Origin of the sequence: Bacillus smithii, assembly GCF_001050115.1 — a bacterium.
GTDB lineage: Bacteria > Bacillota > Bacilli > Bacillales > DSM-4216 > Bacillus_O > Bacillus_O smithii.
This window is the reverse complement of sequence record NZ_CP012024.1, coordinates 1793186-1811802: the sequence shown is the minus strand read 5'-3', so window position 1 is coordinate 1811802 and position 18617 is coordinate 1793186. Positions and strand designations below refer to the sequence as shown.

Here is an 18617-nt window from a genome sequence, read left to right as displayed (position 1 = left end):
TTGGTTATACTAGTTAATTTGCTTTTCTTTAAAAGCCTCCTTGTTGATAAGCATGGAGTAAATGATCCGAAGCATTCGATGCGATGTGGCAACGAGTGCTTTTTTCTTTCCTCTTCGTGCTGCCAATGACCAATATTTTGCTGCTAACCATCTGTTTCGGCATCTTGACACTGCCCAAGCCGCCTCGCACATGGCGGATTTGATAGGTGGATTCCCTTTTACCGTCCTTGTACTATACCGTTTTCCTGCACTTTCTTTGTTCCCTGGACACACTCCCGCCCATGATGCTAAATGTTGTGATGTAGGAAACTGACTCATATCTACACCCATTTCGGCGATAATGACGGCTGCTGTGTCTTTCTTAATGCCGGGTATCGTTAGAAGTAATTGAAGTTCTTCCTGATATTTCTGTAATAAAACATCAATTCTTTGTTCAATTTCGGTGATGAGGGATTCCAAATATTCAATGTGCTGCCAGGACTGACGAATCAGAAAAAGCTGATGCTCGTTTATTGTTCCAAATAAGGAATCCGCAATCTGCTGCTTTTTCGAAGCCATTTTCCCATGAATTCTTTCTTCAACATCCTTTACATCTACATATCCTTTTTCGATGAGGCGATTGAGCAGCTTTCTTCCTGAAACCCCAAACACATCTGAAATGACCGTACTTAATTTAACATTTGAGGCTTCCAATACTTTCTGAATCCTGTTCTTCTCAGAAGTTACGTGGCCAATCCATTTCTTTCTCAGCCTTGTTAAATCACGCAGCTCCCGAATATCTACCGGAGGGACAAAACTCTTTTCAATTAATCCATGGCGCAATAATTTTGCAATCCATTCAGCGTCAGAAACATCCGTCTTCCTTCCAGGTACGTTTTTAATCCTCTGGGCGTTCGCCAGGGTTATATCGAAGAAGTCCTCTAAGATATTGAACACGGGTTTCCAGTAGACTCCCGTACTTTCCATCGCAATGTGGGTCACATCATGGTCTTCGAGCCATTTTAACAACCGGAATAAATCTTTGGTCAAAGTCGGAAAGGTTTCTGTTTCCTTAATTAGTTCATCATCCTTTGAACCAATCAGAACACAAGCCACTATGGTTTCTGAATGAACATCCAATCCTGCACATCTTTCAATAAATACTTCCATCCAATCACTCCATAAAGATAGGATCACAAACAGTGAGTGAATTTGAAAATAAGCATTTTTCTGTACGTAGTCATCCTTCCATTTGGAAAGAGCTAACAAAGGGTTGAACACCAAATTCACTCAAACAGTTTTGTGTTCAGGGTCGAACCACCAAAAAAAGCCACGTATTATGAACTGTTTGTGTCTTTACCAATATGGACGGGAAGGAACTATTTTCATGCACGGGTTGGGAGAGAGACGATCATGAATGTTTTGTGAAAACATCCTCCTAAAGAATAGAAAGGTAGAAAATTCAATTTCATAGTTTTCCGAAAATAGCACCTTGACCGAGAATTTATTTTTATTTTATCACAGGATAAAGGCTGATTGGGATCGGGAAAGCAATGAAAAACGGACTGACTTTACTAGCAGTCAGCCCGTTTATAAGTTCAAAATGAATCGTTTTTTATTGTCCTTCACGTGCTTTTTGTTTTTCGTAAAATTTCTTCGACAACCATGTTTGTCCAATTAGAAACAATCCGCTGACAGCCCAGTAAAGCGGCAGTGCAGCCGGGGTTGAGAACGAAATGAACAAAATCATCAACGGAGACATTAGCCCCATGATTTGCATTTGTTTTTTCTGGTCTTCCGGAACACCTATCATGGAAACACGGAATTGGAAATAGTACATAATTCCGGCGATAATGGCCATGGGAATATCAGGATGTCCTAATTTAAACCATAAAAAGTCCGCTTTTTTAATATCCTCAGAAATTCGGATTGCATAATAGAGAGCCATCCAAATCGGCATTTGGATCACAATCGGAAGGCAGCCCATTGAAAAAGGATTGATTTCGTGTTTTTGATATAGCTGCATCATTTCTTGCTGCAGCTTCATCTGCTCTTCTTTTGTTTTAGCCGATTTTATGCGTTTCTGAATTTTTTCCACTTCCGGTTTAATTTTATCCATTTTTTCTTTCATTTCTTGCTGTTTTTTCATGGTGTTCAACATAAGCGGCATCAATATAATTCGCACAAGCAACGTGATCACGATGATCGCTAAAGCATAATTTCCGCCCAAAAAGGAACCGATGGCATGAATCAATTTTACGAATGGTTCTACAAAGTAATCATGAAAAAAATGTCCCTTTTGTTGGGCGCTGGAACATCCGGATAAAAGAACAGAAGAAAAAAGAATAAAGGTCAATAACGAAAAGTATTTTTTCAACATACATCCTCCTCAATAAGAAAAATTCCAAACAGATGCGGCAGAAAGAGAAGGAATATAATGATCTTCGTTATCACGCGCCGATTCTTTTCGGCAAACAGACTTCGGCAGCCAAGACACAAACCGAACGGCAGGGAGAATGGTATTTTGCTTGATGGAAAGCAATACCGTTTCTTGAGTTGTCCGTTCAGCTATTGTGTAGCATGTTTTCTTCGAAGAGTACTTGACAATCCAATGAAGAGTCAACGCGAACACAAAATGGAGAACCAAGCTCATATAGAGAGAGTAAAAGGCAAGATCCGTCAAATTATCACTCATAATCGTTATCATGGCGACTCTCCTTTTGCAAACTAAAAAAATTATACATGAAAATTCATTTGTATTCAATTAATTATGAAACATGCTGCTTGAAAGATCCCTATTCCTTTTAAAGAAAATTTCAAAAAAATGATTTTCCCTATGTTTCTTATTCGTGTTAAAATGAATTGAGAGTTATTGAGAAGTATTATCATTCTTAATTCGATTTTGTAATTTCATGAGAATCAAATGGATGAAAAGTGCTCGTTCATTTTAAAGGAAGGGTTTGGTTATGACGCTAACTGAATTGAAAGAAGGAGAAAGCGCTTATATCACTACTTTAGAAGGAGTACAGCAACTTGTGAAAAAGCGTTTATTGCATATAGGGTTAGACGAAGGATCATATGTGACATTACACCGCATTTTGCCGATTGGAGGACCATGTCTATTAGAATGCTCCGGTCAAATGATTGGAATTCGTCGCAAAGATGCCAGGAAAATTAAGGTGAAAAAGATATGAGCCAGACAGCACTCATCGGAAATCCGAATACCGGAAAAACTTCTTTGTTCAACAGCTTGACCGGTTCCTACGAACACGTGGGAAACTGGAGCGGTGTGACGATTGAGAAAAAGATTGGCAAGTTAAAAACAGAAGATGGATTTTTAATCGATTTACCGGGAGTATACTCACTTCATCCTCTATCAAAAGACGAAGCGGTTGTCATTCGATATATGCTTCATGAACATCCGCAAACACTATTAAATATTGTAGATGCATCGTTATTGGAACGGAATTTGCAGTTGACAGTCCAACTTCTGGAATACGGAAAACCGCTTATTCTTTGCCTAAATATGGTCGATGTTGCAGAGCGGAGAGGTTTGAAAATTGATGACCGGCTTCTTTCCAAACGATTGGGTGTGCCTGTTATCCCCGTCATTGCTCGAAAAGGAGAGGGATGTCAGGAAATTAGCGTGTTATTAAATCAAACGATTCAAACAAAGCCTATTGCTATTTTCTATGGTGATATGGTAGAAAGGGCCATTGATTCGATCGTTCGTTTGTTGCCGGAGAATCTGCCTTTTTCGGCGCGGTGGCTGGCTCTGCATTTGCTTGAACAAAATCCATATGCGATGGAATTTGCTCAAGAATGGATTTCAGAAGAAGAGCTGAAACAGCAGATTGAGGCGGTCAGTCAGGAGCTGAAAAAACATGGCGACTCCACGGTGAGCCGTTCGATATTCAATACAAGAAAAAATTGGATCAGTCAAATCGTCAACGAATGCGTCGTCATGGAGGAGAAAGCATCCGCCGTCAACTGGACAAAACGAATAGATGACGTTCTTACTCATAAAATTTTGGGGGTTCCGATCTTTCTCGCTTTTATGTATTTATTGTTTATGATGACGTTTAATTGGATCGGTACTCCGCTTTCGGACATGTTGGACCGTTTTTTTAACGGTCCGCTTACAAAGTGGATGGAACAATTGTTGGTTTCGATCCATGCCGGGCCGTTTGTGCGGGCGTTGGTGCTTAATGGAATTGTCGGAGGAGTCGGTGGAGTTTTAGTGTTTATACCGCAAATTTTTGTGTTATTTTTCTTTATTTCTTTCCTTGAAGATTCCGGGTATATGGCTCGAGCGGCGTTAGTGATGGACCGATTGATGGAAAAAGTCGGACTAAACGGCAAAGCTTTTATTCCGATGGTCATTGGTTTCGGTTGCAACGTCCCCGGCGTGATGGCCGCGAGAACGATCGAACAGCCGAAAGAACGGCTGCTTACGATTTTACTGACGCCTCTCATGTCCTGTTCGGCAAGGCTTCCCGTCTATGCCTTGTTTACGGGAGCGTTTTTTGATCATCATCAAGGGGAAATCGTGTTCTCATTATATGTACTTGGAATCTCGGTCGCATTCTTATTGGCAAAATTGTTCTCCAGCACCGTTCTAAAAAACGAAGCTTCCATTTTTGTCATTGAACTTCCGCCGTATCGAGTACCACAATGGAAAACGCTATGGCTCAGTACTTGGGATAAAGGCAAAGGCTTTGTACGCAAGGCGGGTACGTTTATTTTTGGAGGCTCGGTGTTTATTTGGCTGCTTTCTTATATGGGTCCCGGAGGCATTGGGGTTTCTATGGACGAAAGCTTTTTAGCGAAAATTGGCGGTTTAATCGCTCCTTTGCTTGTTCCGCTGGGATTTGGTACTTGGCAGGCGGCTAGCAGTTTACTAACAGGTTTTCTGGCAAAAGAAGTGGTCGTGTCGACGATGAATATTATTTACCATGCGGCAAACACCTCGTCCTTAAAAGGCGTTATTACGGGGAACTTTACTCCGTTATCCGCTTATAGTTTTATCGTATTTATTTTGCTGTATGTCCCATGTGTGGCGACGGTTGCTGCCATTCGACACGAAACGGGTTCGAAAAAGTGGACGTTCTTTTCGATCGGATATGGATTGGCTATTGCCTATCTATTATCTTTCATCATTTATCAAGGCGGACAACTATTCATCTAAAGGAAGTGAAGGCGTGATGATCATCAGTAGTTTCATTGGGGCAGTGGTTTTCGGCTATGCTGGATACACTTTATATCGATATATTCAAAGAACGAAACAAGGCGGGTATTGTGCTCACTGTTCTCTAAAAGACAAATGCACAACGAAATGTGAAACGGTCAAGAAAGAGTCTATCTCTCATTGACGTTATACCAGGAATAAAAAAACACGTATGGACTTTTTATTTCATGCCATTGAAATTGTATCGGAATATGGGCGATAAAGATGATAATGGACAGAATCCGCTTAATGGCGGGTTCTTTTTTAATAAACATTTCTTCTATCAAATATAAAAGGATCAAATCTTTCAAACGTTTTGAGCGCGACAAAAAGGTTTCTTCCACTTTCGTTTCCAGTTCTAAATTTTTATTTCGGCTGATACATTGTAGTAAAAGGGATTAAAGGTGATGAATATGCGACTTAGCGAATTAAGCGGAAAAGAAATCGTCGATTTGAAAAAAGCAGAAAGACTTGGTGTCTTAGGGCAAACGGACTTGGAATTTAACGAAAAAACCGGCCAAATCTATGAATTGGTTATTCCAACCGGTAAACGGCTGGTTAAAAAACAGAATGCCGAGATTCGCGTGCCATGGCAACGTATCAAAACGATCGGCTCTGATATGATTATATTAGAAGTGCCTGAACAGTCTTAATAGATTACAAAAAGGTCTGGTTCAAATCCTTCGGGTGAACCAGATCTTTTTTTGTTTATGAAAGGAAATGCCTCCGTTTTAGACTGCATGCTGACACGCATTCTCTAGTGGGTGAAAATGAGTTTCTTTTATAAAAACACCGGAAAACGAAAAAGCTGTCCTGATTCTCCGCAAAATTCCTCCTCATTACACCTATTGATACCCATCTTCATACAATAAAAAAGTAAATATAGAGCTTATGATCATCAAAGGGGGTTCAATATGTTAACAGGCATGCAAATTGCAGTAATCGGCGGAGATGCCCGCGAATTGGAAATCATCACAAAATTAACAGAATTAAACGCCAAATTGTTTTTAGCCGGATTTGAACAATTGAATCATGCTTATCCCGGGGCTGTGAAAGAGAAAATGGAGGACATTCCTTTTTTCGAAATTGATGCCATCATATTGCCTGTAGCGGGAACCAATCATGAGGGAGTGGTTGAAACCATTTTTTCTGATGAGCGGGTTGTCCTTACAAAAGATATGCTCCAAGCCACTCCCCAACATTGCACCGTTTATTCAGGTATTAGCAATCAATACTTGAACGATTTAACCAAAAGAACAAACCGAAAATTGGTCAAATTATTTGAACGTGATGATGTCGCTATTTATAACTCGATTCCAACCGCTGAAGGAGCGATTATGATTGCTATTCAAAATACAGATTTCACGATTCACGGTTCGAATGTCGTCGTTCTCGGCTTTGGCAGAGTCGGGATGAGTGTAGCAAGAGCCTTTGATCAATTGGGGGCAAATACGAAAGTGGGGGCAAGAAAAAGTGAGCATTTAGCAAGAATATCTGAAATGGGAATGACGCCTTTCCATCTTAAAGATTTAAAAAATATGGTTCGTGATGCGGATATTGTCATCAATACTATTCCGCATTTAGTAGTAACGGCTTCCGTAATTGCCAACATGCCATCTCATACCATAATCATCGATCTAGCTTCCAAACCGGGAGGAACCGATTTTCGCTATGCGGAAAAACGAGGGATAAAAGCCATATCGGCACTCAGTCTTCCGGGAATAGTCGCTCCCAAAACAGCCGGGCAAATTTTGGCCAATGTGTTGGCAAAGCTTTTAAAAGAAGATGTTTTTAAACGAAGGGAGAATATTTCCTTATGACGTTAAAAGGAAAACGAATTGGTTTCGGATTGACAGGATCGCACTGCACGTATGATGAGGTGTTTCCGGAATTGGAAAAACTGACGAAGACAGGAGCAGAAGTGGTGCCGATTGTAACATATACCGTCCAAAATACATCCACGAGATTTGGTGAAGGAGAAGAATGGGTAAAGAAAATAGAGAAAGTAACAGGCAATAAAGTCATAAACACTATTGTGGAAGCGGAACCGCTCGGACCGAAAAAACCGCTCGATTGCATGATTATTGCACCGATGACGGGAAACTCGATCAGTAAATTTGCCAATGCATTGACAGATTCACCGGTGCTGATGGCGGCTAAAGCGACTTTGCGAAATCAAAAACCGGTTGTTCTTGGCATATCTACGAATGATGCTCTTGGATTAAACGGGGTAAATATTATGCGTTTAATGGCATCGAAAAATATCTTTTTTATCCCATTTGGTCAAGATGATCCTGTCCAAAAGCCAACTTCTATGGTAGCACGTATGTCCTTATTGCAGGAGACAGTAGAAAAAGCTTTGGAAGGAAAACAACTTCAGCCAGTGATTATTGAAAGGTTTCATGACAACGTGTAAGTAAAATCTCCTCATTTTCAACAACTTTTTCAAATTAGTATTCTCATTATCTTTTAATGTGATAAAATAATAGCAATTCAAGGAATATGTTATGTCTTAAGGAGCTGTTCGTTTCCCTTACGCTTACGACGCGTGATAAGGAGAAACTGGAAGGAGAAGATTAGATTGACGAACAATGGTTTTCACGTAGCAGTAGTTGGCGCAACAGGTGCAGTAGGACAACGAATGATTGAAACGTTGGAAAAACGTAATTTTCCAATTCGGAAACTGACACTTTTATCTTCTTCCCGATCAGCGGGAAAGACCCTTACGTTTAAAAATGAGGAGATTACTGTACAAGAAGCTAAGCCGGAAAGTTTTGAAGGCGTAGATATTGCATTGTTTAGCGCAGGAGGAAGCGTCTCAAAACAGCTCGCCCCGGAAGCTGCTAAAAGAGGAGCAGTTGTCATAGACAATACAAGCGCATTTCGGATGGATCCGGAAGTTCCGTTAGTGGTCCCTGAAGTGAATAAAGAAGATTTAAAGAAACATAAAGGAATTATTGCCAATCCAAACTGCTCCACTATTCAAATGGTAGTCGCGCTTGAACCGATTCGCCAAAAATACGGGCTGAAAAAAGTAATCGTTTCTACCTACCAAGCTGTATCAGGAGCAGGAGCCAAAGCCATCAACGAATTGAATGAACAAACAAAAGCCATTATCAACGGAGAAGAATTTACACCGGCCGTTTTGCCAGTTGCTTCAGATCCAAAGCATTATCAAATTGCCTTTAATGCCATTCCGCAAATTGATAAATTTCAGGATAATGGCTTTACGTTTGAAGAAATGAAAATGATCAATGAAACAAAAAAAATCATGCATTTGCCTGAGTTGAAAATTGCCGCAACCTGCGTGAGATTGCCGGTAGCTGTCGGGCACTCTGAATCCGTTTATTTCGAAATTGAAAAAGAAGGGGTCACAGCCCGCGACATACAAGATTTGATTAAGACTGCACCAGGAGCAGTTTTACAGGACGATCCAGCTGAACAAATTTATCCGATGCCTGCTGATTCCGTCGGAAAGAATGAAGTGTTTGTAGGACGAATCCGCAAAGATTTAGATGAAGAGAAAGGCTTCCATATGTGGGTCGTTTCTGATAACCTATTAAAAGGAGCAGCATGGAATTCTGTCCAAATCGCTGAAACTTTAATTGAAATGGGATTATTGAAGTAAACAACTTGAATGGAATGCCGAGGTGTAGTCAATTGAAAATAGTGGTACAAAAATTCGGCGGGACATCTGTACGTGATGAAAAGTCACGATTAAGCGCAAAAAGACATATTCAAAAAGCAATTAATGAAGGATATAAAGTAGTCGTTGTCGTTTCCGCCATGGGGCGCAAAGGAGAGCCGTATGCGACTGATACGCTCCTTTCCCTGGTGGAAGGGGCGCGGACTAAGCTAAGCAAACGCGAACAAGATTTGCTAATGTCGTGCGGAGAAATCATTTCTAGCCTTGTCTTTACGAATATGCTTCTCGAACACGATATTTCCGCTGTCGCTCTTACAGGGGCGCAGGCCGGCTTCTTGACAAACTGCGATTATACCAATGCGAAGATTTTGGAAATGAAATGTGATCGGGTTAAAAAGGAACTGGAAACTCACGATGCGGTTGTAGTCGCCGGATTCCAAGGTGCTGACAAATACGGTGAGATCACAACTATCGGACGTGGCGGTAGTGATACGTCTGCGGCTGCACTTGGAGCTGCATTAGGCGCAGAATGGATCGACATATTCACGGACGTGGATGGGATTATGACGGCTGATCCTCGTATTGTCGAAAATGCTCGGCCTTTATCGGTTGTTACTTATAATGAAGTATGCAATATGGCCTATCAAGGAGCAAAAGTCATTCATCCGCGTGCAGTAGAAATTGCCATGCAGGCGAAAGTGCCAATCCGCATTCGTTCCACATACTCCGATGAAGTAGGAACGCTTGTCACAACGCTGAGCAAACAGAATAAAGGCACCGATATAAAAGAAAGGCTAGTGACTGGAATCGCTCATGTCTCTGATATAGCACAAATCAAAGTGAAAGCGAAAAAAGATCAATATGATTTGCAGTCCGAAGTGTTTAAAGCGATGGCTAATGAAAAAATCAGCGTTGATTTTATCAATATTTCGCCGACAGGTGTGGTATACACTGTGCAAGAAGACATGGCCGATCGGGCTGTGGCCATTTTGAATGAACTTGGTTATGAGCCTATTGTCGAAAAAGGATGCGCGAAAGTTTCGGTTGTAGGAGCCGGAATGACGGGAGTTCCTGGAGTTACAGCGAAGATTGTGACCGCTCTGTCTGAAGAAGGAGTACGGATATTGCAATCAGCGGATAGCCATACCACCATTTGGGTGCTTGTCAAAAAAGAAGATCTTGTTAAAGCAGTAAATGCTTTGCACAGTGCTTTTCATTTAGAAGATGAACAAAATGAATACGAAGCAACCATCAACATTTAAAAAAAAGAGGGGGAAAAAAGATGGTTTCTTTAGGTCGGATTTCGACCGCAATGGTTACACCCTTTGATTCAAAAGGAAATATAGATTTCCGAAAAACAACTCAGCTGGTCGAATATTTGATTGAAAATGGGACGGATTCTCTTGTTGTTTCAGGCACGACGGGAGAATCGCCCACTTTAACAACGGAAGAAAAAATCGCTCTGTTTCAACACGTTAAAAAAGTAGCAAACGGGCGCGTACCGATCATTGCCGGTACTGGCTCCTACAATACACAAGCTACTGTTGAGTTGACGAAAAAAGCAGAGGAAGTCGGAGTAGATGCAATTCTGCTCGTGACCCCATATTATAATAAGCCGAATCAAGAAGGGTTGTACCAACATTACAAAACAGTTGCAGAAGCAACTTCTTTGCCGATCATCCTTTACAACGTGCCGGGGAGAACAGGTGTTACGTTGCAGCCTGAAACGGTGATTAGGCTGTCTCGTATTCCTAATATAGTGGCAGTAAAAGAAGCGAGCGGAAACTTAGATGCAATGGCAGAAATTATCGCCAATACAGACGATGATTTTGCCCTTTACAGTGGAGATGATGCTTTGACGCTTCCTGTTTTAGCGATCGGAGGAAACGGAGTTATCTCGGTTGCTTCCCATATTGTGGGAAATGAAATGCAGGAAATGATTACGGCCTTTTTCGACGGTGATCTTTCCAAAGCGGCAAAACTTCATCAAAAACTTCTTCCTCTTATGCGAGGGCTGTTTGCTGCGCCGAGTCCTGTTCCGGTCAAAACAGCACTGCAAATGAAAGGAATGGATCCGGGACCTGTACGTCTTCCGCTTGTGCCGTTAACGGAAGAGGAACGAAACAAACTGGCAGAATTGCTCAATCGTTTATAAAAACTTCCGCTTTTTTATTTCTGGAATAGAGAGATTACGTGAACTGCAGGAGTCCTTCATTCGGGGAATGGACGTGTTTTTCAATCGGAATGTTTTCGTTTTTTGTCTCTTTAATAATTGGGATATGAAATATAAGAACAACATCGTTTGAACGTGAAGAAATGTTGCTCGTACCATGTGTGCTTAGGACGTGAAATATACTTGCGGTGATGAAAATAAGGAGAATCGACCATCATTTGGTCAAAATCAAAGTAGATTCGTTCGTCACCCTGAAGAAATGGGAATATCCCGTAAGATAGATATCGTTCTCGATAAAGGTTTGGTCCTCACATTTTCTGATATAAAGAACACGAGCTTAACCAGTTCCTGTTTTTTATATGGAAACGTGAAGGATCAAACCTTTTCATTTTTTGGTTCTATACTAAATGTTGGGGTTAAGAGACTTTTCAGGGAAAATAAAAGCACTTACGAAGATCTCCCTTTAAAATGATAGTTGGCGACTACATCGAAAGGGAGATTTCGTAAATGCATTCTCATTTTATCACAAAACTGCTTGGGTTAGAAGATGTTGAAATCACTCATGTAGAGGATCAAATCACTCACTTTGAAATCCATATTCAAACGCCTGTAAAAGTTCAAAAATGCCCCTGCTGTCAGAAGGAAACTTCCTCTGTCCATGATGATCGAATTCAAAAGATTCGTGATGTAAAGGTCTTTGAAAAATATTGTTTTCTCATCTTGAGAAAGCGCCGATACAGATGTAAGTCCTGTGGAAAACGGTTCTACGAACCCTATTCTTTTCTAGAGCGTTACCAGCGCCACACGAAACGACTCCTCCAAGCTCTTTTGGTTAAAGTGAGGGAGTATAACTTTAAGCAGGTTGCCAAGGAAACAGGACTTGGGCATTCCACCGTCATTCGGCTCTTTGACAAGTACTATTCCTATGACAATAAGGCCCTCCCGAAAGTTCTGGCCATTGATGAATTGAAAGGGACTTCTGAAACGGGCAAGTACCAATGTATCATTGGCGATCCTGTAAACCGAAGGGTTTACGATATCATTCCTAACAGGAATCTATCCACCCTAAAGGAATACTTCCGTACACTTCCAAGGGAGAAAGTGCAGATGGTGGTCATGGATATGTGGCAGCCCTACAAGACGCTCGCTTTGAAAAGTTTTGATAAACCGATTCTGGTGGTCGATCGATTCCATTATGTTCGGCATAATGTATGGGCATTGGAACGGGTAAGGAAGAGAGTCCAGAAAAACTTTCAAGAGAAGGATCGTAAATCCATGAAGAAGTTGCGTTATCTGCTTCATAAGCCACATGCCCATTTGAATGCAGATGAAATGGAACAGCTGAACTATTTCTTTTCACTGGCCCTTGACTTAAAGAAGGCCTATATCGTAAAAGAGACCTTCCATAAGTGGCTGAAGGAAAGTGACAAAACAAACGCCAAAAGAAACCTTGAGCACCTCTATAAGGTCATAGAGGAATCGGGACTCGAAGAATATCAATACATGAAAAGAACGTTCAAAAACTGGGAAAAGGAGATCTTAAATTCCTTTCTCTTCCCCTACACCAACGGATTTATTGAGGGGATCAACAACAAGATAAAGGTCATTAAACGAATGTCATATGGCATTCGGAATTTTAAGAGACTAAGAAATAAAGCTTTATGTTCACTCATCTAGTCAACTACAAAAAAGGGGGCACTTCGATAAGTGTACCCCAACAATTGACATAGAGCCCATTTTTTCTAGACAACAAGATTTCTCTTCCTATAAACTCAATAATAAAGGGGATATGAATCCTTTTTTCACGGATTAATCCGAATAGACAGAATAATTCATATAAAGGTAATTCTTATGAATTCTGCTTCAACACATAAAGCGTTTGGGTTGGAAGTGGGACCTTTTCATTTTTTTGCATTAAAAATTAAAGCTTGGAGCATTCAAAAAGTTTGTCGAATGAAAGTAGAAAGAATAGTGTTGGATTTTAAAAATGGCATCCGATATAATATTACTAATGGCAGCGGGCGGATTAGAGAAGTCAACATAGGAGGATTTAAACATTGAGTAAAAGAAAAAATGAGAGTATTAAAGTGATCCCATTGGGAGGAGTAGGAGAAGTCGGGAAAAACATGATCGTGATCGAAGTGGATCATGAAATTTTTGTCATCGATGCCGGCTTGATGTTCCCTGAAAATGAAATGCTCGGAATCGACGTTGTCATCCCAGATATTACATACTTGGAAGAAAACAAAGACAGAGTGAAAGGCATCTTTCTTACACACGGTCATGAGGATGCCATTGGTTCACTAGGCTATGTGCTCCGGAAAATCAAAGCACCTGTTTATGGAACGAAGTTAACATTAGCTTTGGCCAAAGATCGGCTTCGTCAAGAAAAAGGGATTGAATCTGTTAAATTTTATACGATCCATTCCGATTCCCGTTTGCGGTTCGATACGGTCGACGTGACTTTTTTCCGAACGACGCACAGCATCCCTGACTCTGTCGGGATTTGCATCCATACGTCCGAAGGCGCTATTGTTCATACGGGCGAATTTAAATTTGACCAAGAAGCAAAAGGTTTTTATAAACCGGATATTGGAAAGATGGCCGAAATTGGCGAAAAAGGAGTATTGCTGCTTCTATCGGATTCCACAGAAGCCGAAAGACCGGGACATACAGTATCGGAAGGTGTGATGGCTCGACACTTGTCTGATGCCTTTCATTCTGTCAAAGGTCGTATTATTGTAGCTTCCTATGCATCCAATCTGATCAGGATTCAGCAAGTATTCCAAGCAGCATATGAGAATCATCGGAAAGTCGCGGTTTCAGGAAAAAACCTGCAACGGGTTTATGAAATTGCTTTGAAACTCGGCTATTTAGATGTGAAGGATAATATGCTGGTCGATATTACAGAAATCAATCAGCATCCTGACAACGAACTAGTCATATTGACGACGGGCATTCAGGGAGAACCGATTGAGGCCTTGCAAAAAATGGCGAAAGGCACTCATAAATTGGTCAATATAAAAGAAGGAGATACGGTGTTTATTACCGCTAATGCAACGCCGGGGCTGGAATTGTTAATGGCCAAAACGGTGGATCTCTTGTTTCGAGCGGGAGCTAATGTTTTAACCAATCACCGCGAAGTTCACGATTCTGGCCACGGCAGCCAAGAAGATTTGAAATTTATGCTGAATCTGATGAAACCGCAATTATTTATCCCTATACAAGGCGAATATCGGATGCTGATTGCTCATGCTAAATTGGCCGAAAATGTTGGATTGAAGCAACGTCAAATTTATATTCCTGAAAAAGGGGAAGTCATTGAAATCAAGAATAAAGCTTTCAAAGTCGGCGGACGAGTGCAAGCAGGCAATGTTTTAATCGATGGCATCGGAGTTGGCGATGTTGGCAATATTGTATTGCGCGACCGCAAACTGTTATCACAAGATGGAATATTTATTGTAGTCGTCACGTTGGATAAAAAACGGAAAAAAATTGCCTCCGGTCCAGAAATTATTTCCAGAGGTTTTGTGTATGTAAGGGAATCGGAAAAGTTGATTGAAGAATCGACATCGTTAATTTCGCAAATCGTTGAAAAGAATATGGAAAACGACGTCATTGAATGGTCGAATATTAAACAAGCCATTCGTGATCAATTAAATACGTTTTTGTTTGAAAAAACGAAACGCCGTCCGATGATATTGCCGATCATTATGGAAATATAATCGATAAAATCACCGATGAAATTCGGTGATTTTTTTATGAGTATGAAAACGAAACGATCGTGAATAATAAAAGCATCACCGTTAAAAGGAGTTGCAATCCATGGCAGAGCTTGAAGGAACGAATCCAGAACCGTCCAAGCATGAGGAGGAGAATGAGCAAAATACCTCTTCCACTTTAATGGAAAAAATTCAGCAACTTGGACAAACGAATGTCCCGGAGCTTTCCAACGATTCGAATATTCACTGCCTGACAATCGTCGGCCAGATCGAAGGACACATCCAATTGCCTCCTCAGAATAAGACGACCAAATACGAACATTTAATTCCGCAGCTTGTTGCGATCGAGCAAAACCCTAAAATCGAAGGGCTGCTCGTCATATTGAATACAGTCGGCGGGGACGTGGAAGCTGGGTTGGCCATTGCTGAAATGCTTGCGTCTTTATCGAAGCCAACGGTTTCCGTTGTCCTGGGCGGGGGGCATTCCATCGGGGTGCCTATTGCGGTAAGCTGCGATTATTCTTTTATCGCGGAGACGGCCACGATGACGATACATCCTATTCGTTTAACGGGTCTTGTTATCGGAGTTCCGCAAACGTTTGAATACTTGGATAAGATGCAAGAACGAGTCATCAAGTTCGTGACAAGCCACTCTCATATTCAAGAAAAAACATTCCGGGATTTGATGTTTGCCACCGGAAATCTTACTCGTGATATTGGAACGAATGTTGTTGGCCGCGATGCAGTGGAAACAGGGTTAATCGATGAAGTAGGCGGATTAGGATCCGCCATGAAAAAACTGAATGAATTGATTGAAGCGAAGAAAAAGGCTGACAAAGGGATGATCCAATGATTTTGTATACCCCGATTCCAAAAGAACTCATTTTTCCAGCTTTACAAGAAGAATTTCAAGCCGTTGAAACGGTAACGTGGCAGGGAATTCCGTTGATGGTGCAGAAAGAAGAACAACAAATGCGTATCCTTCGTGTTTTAAGCACAAATCCAAACGATTATTTAAATCAGCAAATTGTACCAGGGCAGTATTTGCCATATCCACCAAAACAATATTAGGTAAATGCGAACAAATATGCTATAATGATAGGTGAAAATTAGCAGCCGAACTGAAGGCTGCTTTCTTTGTTCGTTTTTTACAAATAATCCATAATGATCTCGATCATCCGAAAGAATGGTTTATCGAGATTTTTTGGAAAATGACATACTCTGTTTAATCTAGGTGATGGTATCATGCCAAAAAAGAAAAGAAGAGCAAGACGAAAGTCGTCTCAAAAAGTTCAAGAGACATTGAAATATGAAATTGCGGGCCTTTTGCTGATTGCATTTAGTATTATTGGACTCATTCCATTGGGCGTTGGAAACTATTTTGTGTATGTTTTTCAATTTTTGCTGGGGAGATGGTATAAACTAGGATTCCTCATGGTCATTGTGTATGCTGGATTTTTAATGATCAAACGGACAAGACCCACTTATTTCAACCGCAGGCTTCTCGGATTTTATATTATCGTAGCTAGCTTGCTGCTGTTTGATCATATCGCTTCCTTTGAAAGCAGAGGATCTGTCAATCCTAGTATTATTTCTAATACTTGGGATATTTATTTGAAGGAAAAAGGTCAAGAGTTTCCAGCAGATCTTGGCAGCGGGATGATTGGAGCGGTGCTTTTAGCTGTTTCGTATTTTTTATTCGAAGCGTTAGGAACGAAAATCTTGTCATTGGTTCTTCTTATCATCGGTTTTATGCTTTTGACCAACATTTCGATTGGCGACATTTGCGGAAAATTGCTTTTCTCTATTTTGAGATTTTTAAAAGAACAATGGCAGGCCTTTTTGCAAGACATAAGAGACTGGCAGTCGGGACGTAGAGAAAGACGGAACCAATCAAATCAAGAGAAAAAAGCGAAGCCTACTGAAGATGAAAATGAAGGCAGCGTCGTGATTTTAGACCATAACCAAAACGAACCGACTCATCCAGTCATTACGGATTTTTCGGATAAAGTGGCGAACGAAGAAAACGATGATCCAACTCATTCGATCGTCAACGGAGGACCGGAAACAGAAGGAGAATCGGATGTTTATTCTGGTCCTCCAATGAACTTTAGTGAAGTAGAAAACGAAGATTATCAGCTGCCTCCTATATCTCTGTTAAAGAGACCTAAAAAGACCGACCAAAGCAACGAATATCGTTTAATTCACGAAAATGCGGCTAAATTAGAAAGGACGTTTCAAAGTTTCGGCGTCAAAGCAAAAGTCACTCAAGTACACTTAGGACCAGCTGTGACAAAATATGAAGTTCATCCAGATATTGGAGTCAAGGTCAGCAAAATTGTCAGCTTAAGCGACGATCTTGCATTGGCATTGGCGGCGAAGGACATTCGAATGGAAGCTCCAATCCCCGGAAAGTCGGCGATCGGAATCGAAGTCCCGAATTCAGAAGTAGCGATGGTTAGCTTGCGGGAAGTGCTCGAAAGCAAAAATAACGATCGTCCCGATTCCAAATTATTAATCGGACTTGGACGCGATATTACCGGTGAAGCAGTGCTTGCGGAACTTAATAAAATGCCCCATCTGCTGGTTGCGGGGGCAACCGGAAGCGGTAAAAGCGTGTGCATTAATGGGATTATTACAAGTATTCTCATGCGTGCTAAGCCGCATGAAGTCAAATTAATGATGATTGATCCGAAAATGGTAGAGTTAAATGTTTATAATGGAATCCCTCACTTGTTGGCTCCTGTGGTGACCAACGCGAAAAAAGCTTCTCAAGCTCTAAAAAAAGTGGTGGGTGAAATGGAACGCCGCTATGAACTGTTTTCACACAGCGGTACGAGAAATATCGAAGGCTACAATGAACACGTAAGGCGGCATAATAGCGAAACGGGGGATAAACAACCGCTTCTTCCTTATATTGTAGTGATTGTAGACGAGCTGGCAGATTTAATGATGGTGGCTTCAAGCGATGTGGAAGACTCGATCACCCGACTTGCCCAAATGGCACGCGCGGCTGGAATTCACTTAATTATCGCTACTCAAAGACCATCTGTAGATGTCATTACCGGGGTGATTAAAGCTAATATTCCTTCACGAATTGCTTTTGCTGTTTCCTCTCAAACGGATTCGCGAACCATTTTGGACATGGGTGGCGCTGAAAAATTGCTTGGACGAGGAGATATGCTTTTTCTTCCTGTTGGTGCTTCTAAGCCAATACGGGTTCAAGGAGCTTTTCTTTCAGATGAAGAAGTCGAAGAAGTGGTGAATTTTGTCATATCGCAACAAAAAGCGCAGTATCAAGAAGATATGATTCCAGATGATTTGCCGGAAACATCGTCAGAAGTAGAGGATGAATTGTACGATGAAGCTGTTCAATTAGTTGCGGAAATGCAAACTGCTTCCGTTTCTATGCTGCAGCGGAGATTTCGAATTGGATATACGAGGGCAGCAAGATTAATTGATGAAATGGAAGCAAGAGGAGTTGTCGGTCCTTATGAAGGCAGCAAGCCACGGGCTGTGCTGATACCAAAACCATCTGAACAACAAACCTCTTAAAAAGGCTGCAAACGCAGCCTTTTTTCATTTTTAAGGAACTTTTGTATTGGGCAAATGAAGTCATTGATGAAATTAATTAGACTGCTCGATCGCTTTTGCTCCTGTGTTTTATGGCGCTCAGCACGATATTTAAAAAAGCGTGACCATTACAACTGAAATGCGATTTTTCCACCAAACACCTCAAAGCTGCATTTTGAACTAGCATCTGAATATTTTCCGCTGTTGGATGGATCGTTGAAGCTTATTCCGTAATAGTGAATCATTCTCTAAGAAAATGTAAATGAAGGGACTTTTGGAAAAAGGACGGTATAATAG

Annotated in this window: 18 protein-coding genes; 15 read left to right on the top strand and 3 right to left on the bottom strand. The window is 41.1% G+C overall.

Annotated features, from left to right (window positions below):
• Positions 1-9: 9 nt before the first annotated feature.
• From BSM4216_RS08520 to BSM4216_RS08510, 3 genes are all read right to left on the bottom strand, one after another.
• On the bottom strand, positions 10-1149 hold the full coding sequence (locus BSM4216_RS08520) for an IS110 family RNA-guided transposase (protein ID WP_048624456.1): 1140 nt from the start codon (positions 1147-1149) through the stop codon (positions 10-12).
• A gap of 445 nt (positions 1150-1594) precedes the next feature.
• On the bottom strand, positions 1595-2356 hold the full coding sequence (gene yidC, locus BSM4216_RS08515) for a membrane protein insertase YidC (protein ID WP_040340837.1): 762 nt from the start codon (positions 2354-2356) through the stop codon (positions 1595-1597).
• A gap of 12 nt (positions 2357-2368) precedes the next feature.
• Entirely contained in the window at positions 2369-2686 is a 318-nt protein-coding gene (locus BSM4216_RS08510; protein ID WP_048623430.1) for a hypothetical protein, read from the bottom strand.
• A gap of 259 nt (positions 2687-2945) precedes the next feature.
• On the opposite strand from BSM4216_RS08510, the gene BSM4216_RS08505 reads away from it, so the two are divergent.
• The 15 genes from BSM4216_RS08505 (at position 2946) to BSM4216_RS08435 (ending at position 18302) form a co-directional block, all read left to right on the top strand.
• A complete protein-coding gene (locus BSM4216_RS08505) occupies positions 2946-3173 on the top strand; it encodes a FeoA family protein (protein WP_003352438.1) in 228 nt (75 codons plus the stop codon).
• Complete coding sequence (gene feoB, locus BSM4216_RS08500) at positions 3170-5167, top strand: ferrous iron transport protein B (RefSeq protein ID WP_048623429.1); 1998 nt, start codon at positions 3170-3172, stop codon at positions 5165-5167. The genes BSM4216_RS08505 and feoB overlap by 4 nt, the downstream gene beginning before the upstream one ends.
• Entirely contained in the window at positions 5103-5351 is a 249-nt protein-coding gene (locus tag BSM4216_RS16320; protein WP_315968600.1) for a FeoB-associated Cys-rich membrane protein, read from the top strand. The genes feoB and BSM4216_RS16320 overlap by 65 nt, the downstream gene beginning before the upstream one ends.
• A gap of 268 nt (positions 5352-5619) precedes the next feature.
• A complete protein-coding gene (locus tag BSM4216_RS08490; protein WP_040340808.1) occupies positions 5620-5859 on the top strand; it encodes a YlmC/YmxH family sporulation protein in 240 nt (79 codons plus the stop codon).
• A gap of 261 nt (positions 5860-6120) precedes the next feature.
• Positions 6121-7026 (top strand): dipicolinic acid synthetase subunit A, encoded by a 906-nt coding sequence (gene dpaA / locus BSM4216_RS08485; protein ID WP_048623427.1) that lies wholly within the window; start codon positions 6121-6123, stop codon positions 7024-7026.
• Complete coding sequence (locus tag BSM4216_RS08480; RefSeq protein ID WP_048623426.1) at positions 7023-7622, top strand: dipicolinate synthase subunit B; 600 nt, start codon at positions 7023-7025, stop codon at positions 7620-7622. The genes dpaA and BSM4216_RS08480 overlap by 4 nt, the downstream gene beginning before the upstream one ends.
• 165 nt (positions 7623-7787) lie before the next feature.
• Positions 7788-8834, top strand: a complete 1047-nt coding sequence (gene asd, locus BSM4216_RS08475) for an aspartate-semialdehyde dehydrogenase (protein ID WP_048623425.1) — start codon at positions 7788-7790, stop codon at positions 8832-8834.
• Positions 8835-8866: 32 nt separating this feature from the next.
• Positions 8867-10114 carry an aspartate kinase gene (dapG, locus tag BSM4216_RS08470; protein WP_048623424.1) on the top strand — a complete coding sequence of 416 codons (1248 nt, stop codon included), beginning with the start codon at positions 8867-8869 and terminating at the stop codon, positions 10112-10114.
• Between the two features lie 20 nt (positions 10115-10134).
• Entirely contained in the window at positions 10135-11007 is an 873-nt protein-coding gene (dapA, locus tag BSM4216_RS08465) for a 4-hydroxy-tetrahydrodipicolinate synthase (protein ID WP_003352428.1), read from the top strand.
• A gap of 525 nt (positions 11008-11532) precedes the next feature.
• Entirely contained in the window at positions 11533-12702 is a 1170-nt protein-coding gene (locus BSM4216_RS08460; protein ID WP_048623423.1) for an ISL3 family transposase, read from the top strand.
• Positions 12703-12876: 174 nt separating this feature from the next.
• Positions 12877-13086, top strand: a complete 210-nt coding sequence (locus tag BSM4216_RS08455) for a hypothetical protein (protein ID WP_048623422.1) — start codon at positions 12877-12879, stop codon at positions 13084-13086.
• Positions 13083-14750 (top strand): ribonuclease J, encoded by a 1668-nt coding sequence (locus tag BSM4216_RS08450; RefSeq protein ID WP_003352426.1) that lies wholly within the window; start codon positions 13083-13085, stop codon positions 14748-14750. The genes BSM4216_RS08455 and BSM4216_RS08450 overlap by 4 nt, the downstream gene beginning before the upstream one ends.
• 100 nt (positions 14751-14850) lie before the next feature.
• Positions 14851-15600 carry a ClpP family protease gene (locus BSM4216_RS08445; protein WP_003352424.1) on the top strand — a complete coding sequence of 250 codons (750 nt, stop codon included), beginning with the start codon at positions 14851-14853 and terminating at the stop codon, positions 15598-15600.
• On the top strand, positions 15597-15818 hold the full coding sequence (locus tag BSM4216_RS08440) for a YlzJ-like family protein (RefSeq protein ID WP_048623421.1): 222 nt from the start codon (positions 15597-15599) through the stop codon (positions 15816-15818). The genes BSM4216_RS08445 and BSM4216_RS08440 overlap by 4 nt, the downstream gene beginning before the upstream one ends.
• Before the next feature lie 174 nt (positions 15819-15992).
• The gene (locus BSM4216_RS08435; protein ID WP_048623420.1) at positions 15993-18302 is read left to right on the top strand and encodes an FtsK/SpoIIIE family DNA translocase; all 2310 of its coding nucleotides are present in this window, start codon (positions 15993-15995) and stop codon (positions 18300-18302) included.
• The last annotated feature ends 315 nt before the right edge of the window (positions 18303-18617 follow it).